At 65.4% G+C, this 8,123-nt stretch carries 11 protein-coding genes; 5 read left to right on the top strand and 6 right to left on the bottom strand.

Annotated elements, in window-relative coordinates:
- Positions 1-75 precede the first annotated feature (75 nt).
- A complete protein-coding gene (locus A3728_RS19785; protein ID WP_067927799.1) occupies positions 76-432 on the top strand; it encodes a Lin0512 family protein in 357 nt (118 codons plus the stop codon).
- A 3-nt stretch (positions 433-435) separates the two neighbouring features.
- Here A3728_RS19785 and A3728_RS19780 read toward each other — a convergent pair whose 3' ends face one another.
- On the bottom strand, positions 436-1,065 hold the full coding sequence (locus A3728_RS19780; RefSeq protein WP_067927801.1) for a helix-turn-helix transcriptional regulator: 630 nt from the start codon (positions 1,063-1,065) through the stop codon (positions 436-438).
- Positions 1,066-1,273: 208 nt separating this feature from the next.
- Between A3728_RS19780 and A3728_RS19775 the strand changes: the two genes are divergently transcribed.
- The 4 genes from A3728_RS19775 to A3728_RS19760 are packed head-to-tail and all read left to right on the top strand — an operon-like array spanning position 1,274 to position 3,968.
- The gene (locus tag A3728_RS19775) at positions 1,274-1,540 is read left to right on the top strand and encodes a twin-arginine translocase TatA/TatE family subunit (protein ID WP_067927796.1); all 267 of its coding nucleotides are present in this window, start codon (positions 1,274-1,276) and stop codon (positions 1,538-1,540) included.
- Positions 1,541-1,546: 6 nt separating this feature from the next.
- Entirely contained in the window at positions 1,547-2,239 is a 693-nt protein-coding gene (tatB, locus tag A3728_RS19770; RefSeq protein WP_067927793.1) for a Sec-independent protein translocase protein TatB, read from the top strand.
- The gene (tatC, locus tag A3728_RS19765; RefSeq protein WP_067927789.1) at positions 2,236-3,132 is read left to right on the top strand and encodes a twin-arginine translocase subunit TatC; all 897 of its coding nucleotides are present in this window, start codon (positions 2,236-2,238) and stop codon (positions 3,130-3,132) included. The genes tatB and tatC overlap by 4 nt, the downstream gene beginning before the upstream one ends.
- Positions 3,129-3,968, top strand: coding sequence for an ATP-binding protein (locus tag A3728_RS19760; protein ID WP_067927784.1), 840 nt, complete (start codon positions 3,129-3,131; stop codon positions 3,966-3,968). Before tatC ends, A3728_RS19760 begins: the two co-directional genes overlap by 4 nt.
- Before the next feature lie 16 nt (positions 3,969-3,984).
- Here the strand turns inward: A3728_RS19760 and A3728_RS19755 are convergent, their stop codons facing one another.
- The 5 genes from A3728_RS19755 to A3728_RS19735 form a co-directional block, all read right to left on the bottom strand.
- Entirely contained in the window at positions 3,985-5,226 is a 1,242-nt protein-coding gene (locus A3728_RS19755; RefSeq protein ID WP_067927780.1) for a M23 family metallopeptidase, read from the bottom strand.
- A 60-nt stretch (positions 5,227-5,286) separates the two neighbouring features.
- Entirely contained in the window at positions 5,287-5,946 is a 660-nt protein-coding gene (locus A3728_RS19750) for a protein-L-isoaspartate(D-aspartate) O-methyltransferase (protein ID WP_067927777.1), read from the bottom strand.
- Positions 5,943-6,731, bottom strand: coding sequence for a 5'/3'-nucleotidase SurE (gene surE, locus A3728_RS19745; protein WP_067927774.1), 789 nt, complete (start codon positions 6,729-6,731; stop codon positions 5,943-5,945). The genes A3728_RS19750 and surE overlap by 4 nt, the downstream gene beginning before the upstream one ends.
- A 79-nt stretch (positions 6,732-6,810) precedes the next feature.
- Positions 6,811-7,446 (bottom strand): SDR family NAD(P)-dependent oxidoreductase, encoded by a 636-nt coding sequence (locus A3728_RS19740; protein ID WP_067927771.1) that lies wholly within the window; start codon positions 7,444-7,446, stop codon positions 6,811-6,813.
- A gap of 32 nt (positions 7,447-7,478) precedes the next feature.
- A partial coding sequence (locus tag A3728_RS19735; RefSeq protein ID WP_150120905.1) for a mechanosensitive ion channel family protein occupies positions 7,479-8,123 on the bottom strand: 645 nt, incomplete at its 5' end.

Here is an 8,123-nt window from a genome sequence, read left to right as displayed (position 1 = left end):
GCCCCGAGGGGGAGGGCAACCCGACGATCATGGCGAACGTGGCGCTCTGCGTAGGCTTTGACATGGAGCGTTCCGATGGCTGATCAGCGTTTCATCATCGAAATGGGCAGCGGCAACGACCTGCACGGGCAGGATTACACCAAGGCCGCCGGTCGCGCGATCGAGGATGCCCTGCGGCATTCTTCACTGCCGCTTTTCGAAGCTACCGCGCTGTCGCATGAAGCCATGCGCGTCACGGTCACCGTCGCCGTGCAAAAGCCTGAACTGGTCGATACCGATCTGCTCGTCGGCCTGCTGCCGCGCGGCCGTGCAGAAGTACGGGCCGTCTTCGGGGGGCTCGACGTGGATACCGGGCAGGATGTCATCGTGATCGCGCAGGCAGCGGTAGAGGCTTTTCTGCCGCCCCAGTCCGGGTGGCGCCTGCGGGGCTGAGCATCAGCCGAAGAGTTCCGGCAGAGGCTCCGCCGTTTCGATAAGGTCGATCCGAAGCGTGAGTGCTGCCTGCGTGGTTTCAGACCATCCATCCAGCACCCAGACGCGGGCCGCGTGGCGCAGCCCCTCGGGATGAAACACATGGCTGCGTACCGCCCCGTTCGCTTCCGTCACCACAAGACGCAGCTTTTGCCGCGCCCGGATCGCTGCCCGCAGGACGGGCAGATGCGACAGCCCGCGCGCCGGGTCGGCAAAGGGCGGCAGGATCCGCGAAAAGGTTTCCGCATCGGGCAGGGCGGCTTCGGGCAGCGCCGCATCGATCTTGGCGGCAAGCGTCGTGGCAGTTGCCTGCAAGGCCGGATCGGGGGTCTGAAGCAGGACGGCGAGCGCGAGTTGCAGCGCCTCCACTTCCTCCGGCGACAGCGAGATGGGGGGCAGATGCACCGCCTCTGTCAGCCGGTAACCCTGACCCCGGGTCCCCTCCACCGCGATGCCGCTGGCCCGCAGACGGGCGATATCGCGATAGAGCGTGCGCGGTGCGATCTTGAGCCGCTGCGCCAGATCCTGCGCGCGGTGCAGCGCCCCGTCTGAAAGCGCGTCCAGCAGCTTATGTATCCGGTCGTTTCTGCGCATGGCGTTGCATAGCCCCTCGCGCATATTCCCGCAATGCTCTTGACAAAAAGCTGTCAGCAGCGGTTCGGCCCCTCGCTTGACCCTGCGAAAACCCGCGTGGTGCTGCCCGGGGAACCGCTTTGCCCCTTCATCCGACCCGCGAAGCTGCCTAGAACGGGTGCGGACATGGCGAGGGCGCTGCTCTCGCGGATATGACGGGAGATAGGACATGTTGAACAATATTGGCTTGCCGGGCCTGCTGCTCATCGCGGTCGTGGTGCTGGTGCTGTTTGGTCGCGGCAAGATTTCTTCGCTGATGGGTGAAGTCGGCAAGGGAATCACGAGCTTCAAGAAAGGCATCAGCGAAGGCGAGCGTGACATCGAGGACAACCGCAGCAAGCCCGTGGGCGAAATCCACGATGCGAACCTGCCGGAGCATACCGATGTGGGCACGCACCCCAAGAACGACCTGAAGGCCGACAAGGATCAGGTGTAAACGCACATGTTCGATCTTGGTTGGACCGAACTGCTCGTCATCGGCATTGTCGCGCTGATTGTCGTGGGCCCGAAAGACCTGCCCATGCTGTTTCGGCAGGTGGGGCAGTTCGTGGGTAAGGCAAAGGGTATGGCACGTGAATTTTCACAGGCCATGAACGACGCCGCCGATGATTCCGGGGTGCGCAGCATCTCGTCCGATCTGAACAAGACGCTGAAGACGGCGACGAATCCGCTCGGCAGTGCGATGGACGGGGTGAAATCGGCGACGAAATCGCTCACCGATCTGGACCCGGACAGTGAAACCGGAAAGCTGGCAAAGCAGCGCGCGGACGACGCCAAGAAGATACAGGCGGCCACGGCCCGCGCCGCGGCGGACCGCAAGCAGCGGGAAGCGGCGGATGCCGCCGCCAAGGCCGAGGCGATGGAAGCGCAGCTTTCAGGTGCGCCGGAACCCGCGCGCGACACGGCGCCATCGGCCCCCGCGGCGAGCCAGCAAACCGCGCCGAAGCAGGATAGCGCAGCCCCGGCCAAGGCCAAGAAGCCCGCGACCAAAGCTGCCGCGAAAGCCGCGCCTAAGGCCGCCGCGAAGCCTGCAGCAAAGGCCGCCGCCAAGCCCGCGACCAAAGCCGCCGCCAAACCGGCTGCCAAGTCTCCGTCCAAGGCGCAGAAGACCACCACCGGAAAGAGCGATACATGAGCGCCTCGGACGACATAGACGACAGCGCCGCCCCCCTGATCGAACATCTGGCGGAACTGCGGACCCGTCTGATCCATTCCGTGATTGCCTTCATCATCGGGATGATCATCTGCTTTACGGTCTGGAACCCGATCTTCAATTTCCTGACCGCGCCGCTCTGCTCGGCCATGGCCGAACGCGGCCAGCAGGATTGCGGGCTCATCCTGATCAAGCTTCAGGAAGGCTTCTTCGTCGCCATCTCCATCTCGTTGCTGGGTGGGCTGGTATTGGGCTTTCCCTATATCAGTTATCAGCTGTGGCGCTTCGTGGCGCCCGGCCTTTACAAGAACGAGAAGGGCGCCTTCCTGCCTTTCCTGATCTCCTCTCCGCTGATGTTCTTTCTCGGTGCGGCCTTTGCCTTTTACGTGGTGACGCCGCTCGCCTTCGACTTCTTCCTCGGTTTCCAGCAGTCAGGTTCGCTGACCGGAGATGGGGAGATCAATGACAGTGGCATCGCCGCCATCGCCTTTCAGGGCTCCGCACAGGAATACCTGAGCCTGACGATCAAGTTCATCGTGGCCTTCGGTCTCTGCTTCCAACTGCCCGTGTTGCTGACGCTGATGGGCAAGGCGGGGCTCGTTTCCTCCGAAGGGCTGGGGAACGTGCGCAAATATGCGGTGGTCGGCATTCTGGTACTGGCTGCATTGGTCACGCCGCCCGATGTCATCACGCAGGTGATCCTGTTCGTCGTGGTCTACGGCCTTTATGAGCTGTCGATTTTCCTTGTCCGCCGGGTCGAGGCCAAGCGCGAGGAAAAGCTGCGCGCCGAAGGCTATTACGACGATGAGGAGGACCCCCTGCTGGCGGAATTCGAAGACGACGCGGGCGATCTGCCGGAAGACGAGCGGCGATGACCTCCGAACCGCTCGACCGTATCGCGGCGGCGCTGGAACGGATGTCCCCGCCGCCGCTGAAACAGCCGGATTTCGACGTGGCGCCGGCCTTTGTCTGGCACACGGGACCGGACCGGCTGGAACCCGTCGCAGAGGTGTCCCGCGTCGATCTGGGCCTGCTTGTCGGGGTCAACCGTGCGCGTGACACGCTGGTCGCCAATACCGAGCAGTTTGCCAAGGGTCTGCCGGCGAACAACGCGCTGCTCTGGGGTGCGCGGGGCATGGGAAAATCCAGCTTGGTCAAAGCGGTACATGCCGATGTTCACGCCCGTTGCCCCGACTTGCGCATCGTGGAGCTTCAGCGGGAGGACCTGCCTTCGGTCGGTCGGCTGCTGGGCCACCTGCGCGAGGCGCGCCAGCGTTTCATCCTCTTTTGCGACGATCTGAGCTTTGGCCATGACGACGCCCATTACAAGTCGCTCAAGGCGGTGCTGGACGGCGGTATCGAAGGGCGGCCCGACAATGTCGTGCTCTATGCCACGTCGAACCGCCGCCATCTGATGCCCCGGGACATGATCGAGAATGAGCGCGGCAGCGCGATCAACCCCTCCGAAGCGGTGGAGGAAAAGGTCTCCCTTTCCGACCGGTTCGGCCTCTGGCTGGGTTTCCACCCCTGCGACCAGCATCAATACCTGCAGATGATCGAAGGCTATTGCGCGGCTTACGGCGTGGAGATCGCGCCCGAGACCCTGCGGGCCGAGGCGATCGAGTGGCAGGCCACGCGCGGTGCGCGGTCGGGCCGGGTGGCTTGGCAGTATTTCGTCGATCTGGCCGGGCGGCGCGGCGTCAGGATCTGACGCCGCGGCCCCTCGCTCAGTTCAGGTAGGACGTGGGATCGACGCTTTCGAACCCGTTGCGCACTTCGAAATGCACGTAGGATTCGTCACCGCTGCGCAGCTTTGCGATCTGCTGCCCCCGGCGGACGCTGTCCCCCTTGGAAACGGAAACCGCCGTCACGTTGGCATAGACCGTCAACAGGTTGTCCGGATGGCGGATCACCACGATGGGCACGCCTTCGGCGCTCTTGGTGATGGCCGCGACCGTACCGCTTTCGGCGGCCTTCACGGGGGCACCATCGGCGGCCTTGATGTTGATACCGTCGTTCTTGCCCTTGGAATATCCCCGGATGATGCTGCCGAGCACCGGCGTTTCCAGCCGGGATGTGCTGGCGGTCTGGGTGGGTTTGCCCACATCGGCCACCGGTTTCGCGGGGGCAGAGGCCGATGCGGCAGGCAACGGCTTTGCGGCCTCGTCCTGTGGCAGGGGTTTGGCGGCCGAAGGCGGCGTGGGCGTGGGCGATCCGGCGCCGGGGGGTGTTACCGGCTTCGGCGCGGGTTGTACTGCGGCGGCGGCGGTGGTCGTGCCGCGCGGCGGGGATTGGCGGCCCACCGGAATCAGCAGGAACTGCCCTTCGCGTACGGCGAAATCCGGGCCGAGCCCGTTCCATTCGGCAAGCGATTTGAGCGGAACGTTGTAGAGCCGCGAAATCGTATAGGCGGTCTCTCCCCGTTCGACGCGGTGGCGAACCGGCTCGGCAGAGGCGGGGCTTGCAGGTGCCGGCGCCGGGCTGGCCTGACCGGCGGGCGGCAAGGCGGCGGTACGGACAGTCGGCGCAGCCGGGGCCCGCGCGATGGCCGATCCGGCAAGCGCGGTGATATCCGTGGTGCCCCCGCCTGCGGCGGCTGTCGTCGTTGTCGTAGCCGAGACGGAGCCGGGCAGGGCGATGATCTCGTTCTGGCGCAGCGGCACGCCCTGTTCGATGCCGTTGAAGCGGGCCAGTTCGGTGGAATCGGCACCCACCCGGGCTGCCACATCCGCGATCGTGTCACCGCCGCGGGCCACCACCACCTGATAGTTGGGGTACGTAATCACGCCGCGCGCATCGGGTCGTGGGCGGGGGGCCAGTGGGCCGGTCGCGGCCTGGGCGGTGGAAAATCCGCCGCTCACGCCGCGCATGTCGTAATCCAGCGGTTCGCCCTGACAGGCCGCCAATACAAGAGCGGTGCCCGATATCAGGCCGAAACGCGTGGCACGGAATATCTGGAATGGCTGCATCCGGTCGTCCTCGTTCTGCTGTCCCCATGTGCTCCGGGGTTCGGGATTATCGTAAACTCTTTACGTCTCTTTTCCCAATCCTTCCAGCAGTGGAACAAATCGAACGGCGCGTAATTCGTCGTATTCAAGGCCGTTGGCGGTTTTCCGCACCCGGATTAGGTGCTGTACCGCGTCCGACTGGCCCACCGGCAGAACCATGATTCCCCCTTCCTTCAACTGGGCGAGCAGGGGGCCGGGCGGATCTTCGGCGGCGGCGGTGACGATAATCCGGTCGAAGGGGGCCTGTTCGGCCAGCCCGAAGGAGCCGTCCGCCGTGACGGCGGTGATGTTGGACAGGCCCTGCGCCTCGAAAATGTCGCGCGCTTCCTGAACGAGGCGGCGATGGCGGTCGATCGTATAAACCCGGCGCGCCAGCTTGGACAGGATCGCCGCCTGGTATCCGGACCCGGTGCCGATCTCCAGCACCTTGTGGCGCGACTGGACTTCCAGCGCCTGTGTCATTAGCCCCACGACCGAAGGCTGGCTGATCGTCTGTCCGCAGGCGATGGGCAGCGGCATGTCTTCGTAGGCGCGGCTGGCGAACAGCCCGCGGATGAACGGCCCGCGGTCCACGGCTTCCATGGCGGTGAGCACGCGCGCGTCCGTCACGCCCTTGGAGCGCAGGGCGTAGAGGAACTGCATCTTGCGCTCCGCCAGGCTTTGTGCCGCCTCCTCCGTCATCCGTTGATCGCCTCCAGCCCGGCGAAGGCGTCATGGGCGGTCAGATCCGCGCGCATGGGCGTGACGGAGACATATCCTTCGAGGTTCGCGGCCGCATCCGTCCCGGGGGCGGTGGGCACCTGCTGGTCGCCGCCGCGTATCCACAGAAAACGCCGACCCGAAGGCGACAGATGCGGTTCCGTCGAAAACCCGGTGCCCGGCCGTATGCCCTGCGCGGCCAGCCGGACGCCCGCAACATCCGCCGCCGGAACCGGTGGGAAGTTCACGTTGTAGAACAGCCGGTAGCTGTCGGGCTGCTGTTCGGGGGTGGCATCCAGAATGCGGCGTATGACATCGGCGCCATGCCGCAGGGCCGCTTCGAACGGATTTTCGAGGTCCCGGTTCGCGGGGCCGAAATATTGCGAAAGCGCAATGGCCGGGATGCCCTGAAGTGCGGCTTCCATGGCCCCCCCGATGGTGCCGGAATAGAGCGTGTTTTCCGCCGAGTTATTGCCCCGGTTCACGCCGGACAGGACCAGGTCCGGGGGTGCGGCGGTCATCGCGTCGTGGACAGCCGCCAGCACGCAGTCGGCGGGCGACCCTTCGGCGGCATAGACGCGTTCGTCCAGCCGGGTGATCATCATAGGGTGGGTATAGCTGATGCAATGCCCCACGCCCGACTGCTCGAACGCGGGCGCTACGGTCCAGACTTCGCCCGCGTCGCCCGCCAGTTCGGTTGCGATCTGGCGCAGGATAGCCAGACCGGGCGCATCGATGCCGTCGTCGTTGGTGATGAGAATGCGCATGAAATCCCCTTTTCGCCTTGATATGCGAGGGGACTTCGGGCGGCAAGGACACAAGGCCGGATGCCGTGCGATTGACGGCTTAGACCTCTTTCAGCAGGCGCGCGGCCTCTGCCGAGGGGGCGGTCAGCGCGCTGCGGTCCTCACCCGGAAAGAAACGGGCGCGGGTCGCCGTGGGCATGGGCGCAGGCGACAGGATATGGACCTTGGGACCGATGCGGGCCGCTTCGGCCTGCCAGGACCGCGCCAGAGCGATCTGGGCCGCCTTGGTGGCCCCATAGGCGCCGAAGAACTTTTCGCCCGCGTGCGGGTCATCGAAGAACAGCGCCCGCCCGCTGTCACCCAGCAGGGGCGCGACGTAGTTGATCAGGGTCGCCGTGGCCGTGATGTTGAGCGCCACGGATTTCGCCATGTCCTTTGCATCCACGTGATCGGCGGGGGCGAGGGGGGCTGCATGTATCGCGGTATGCGCCCAGAGATCGATACCGCCCCACCGGTCATGTATGCCCCGGCAGAGCGTGGCCATGGCCTCCGGCGTGCCCACGTCCATCGGCGCGAGCGTGGCCTGACCACCCTGCGCCGTGATCCGGTCGTCGAGCTCTTCCAGCGCACCGACGGTGCGGGCCACTGCGACGATGTGGTGGGTGGGCGCGAGCGCCTCGGCGAGGGCGGCGCCCAGCCCGCGGGAGGCGCCGGTGATCAAAGCAATCTGTGTCATGCAGGGGGCTTTGCACCCGGCGCGTCACGGGGTCAAGACTTCGCGGTGCCGGTTTCGGCCTGCACCTGCGCGCCGTTGCCGCCATTGGCGCTCGACTGACCGTTCCGCGATTGCGCGGCCCGTTCGATGGCGTCCGAAATGCGGCGCGGTTTCGGATCGTCGCCCGTGGCGGGCCAGCCTTCGCGCTGGCGCTTGCGGTCGCCGTCGGTCTCTTCCGTCTGGTCGTGAAACAGATGCACCTGCGTTGGATACGGCATGTCGATACCGGCGGAATCGAGCTTGATGTAGACGGCCTGCAGCACCTCGCCGAAGGTATGGATCTGGCTCGCCCGGTCCGACTTCGTCCACCAGCGCAAACGGATCACATTCGCGGAATCGCCCAATTCGATCGGGATCGTTTCCACCCCCGGATCGGAAAGGACGCCTTCCACACCCTCGGCGGCCTCTTTCATCAGGCGGCGCGCCTCGTTCCAGTCGTCATTGCAGCCCACGCCCACGTCATACTGGCTGCGCCGTGTGTCGAAGGCCGTGTTCACGATCACGCTGTCGGTGTAGATGTCGGCATTGGGGATCACTACACGACGGCCATCGTAGGTTTTGATCAGGGTTGCCCGGGTTTCGATGCGTTCCACGGTGCCTTCGTGGCCACCGCTGACGATCTGGTCCCCCACCGCGAA

This window comes from Sulfitobacter sp. HI0040, assembly GCF_001634885.1.
In the GTDB taxonomy this organism is placed as follows: Bacteria; Pseudomonadota; Alphaproteobacteria; order Rhodobacterales; family Rhodobacteraceae; genus Sulfitobacter.
Note: the sequence above shows the minus strand (reverse complement) of the source record. Positions and strands in the feature narration are given on the sequence as shown.

Coding starts and splice junctions, on each gene's coding strand:
- A3728_RS19780 (WP_067927801.1), bottom strand. CDS start 1,065: ATGCGCAGAAACGACCGGATACATAAGCTGCTGGACGCGCTTTCAGAC.
- tatC (WP_067927789.1), top strand. CDS start 2,236: ATGAGCGCCTCGGACGACATAGACGACAGCGCCGCCCCCCTGATCGAA.
- A3728_RS19750 (WP_067927777.1), bottom strand. CDS start 5,946: ATGACGGAGGAGGCGGCACAAAGCCTGGCGGAGCGCAAGATGCAGTTC.
- A3728_RS19785 (WP_067927799.1), top strand. CDS start 76: ATGGCTGATCAGCGTTTCATCATCGAAATGGGCAGCGGCAACGACCTG.
- surE (WP_067927774.1), bottom strand. CDS start 6,731: ATGCGCATTCTCATCACCAACGACGACGGCATCGATGCGCCCGGTCTG.
- A3728_RS19775 (WP_067927796.1), top strand. CDS start 1,274: ATGTTGAACAATATTGGCTTGCCGGGCCTGCTGCTCATCGCGGTCGTG.
- A3728_RS19760 (WP_067927784.1), top strand. CDS start 3,129: ATGACCTCCGAACCGCTCGACCGTATCGCGGCGGCGCTGGAACGGATG.
- tatB (WP_067927793.1), top strand. CDS start 1,547: ATGTTCGATCTTGGTTGGACCGAACTGCTCGTCATCGGCATTGTCGCG.
- A3728_RS19740 (WP_067927771.1), bottom strand. CDS start 7,446: ATGACACAGATTGCTTTGATCACCGGCGCCTCCCGCGGGCTGGGCGCC.
- A3728_RS19755 (WP_067927780.1), bottom strand. CDS start 5,226: ATGCAGCCATTCCAGATATTCCGTGCCACGCGTTTCGGCCTGATATCG.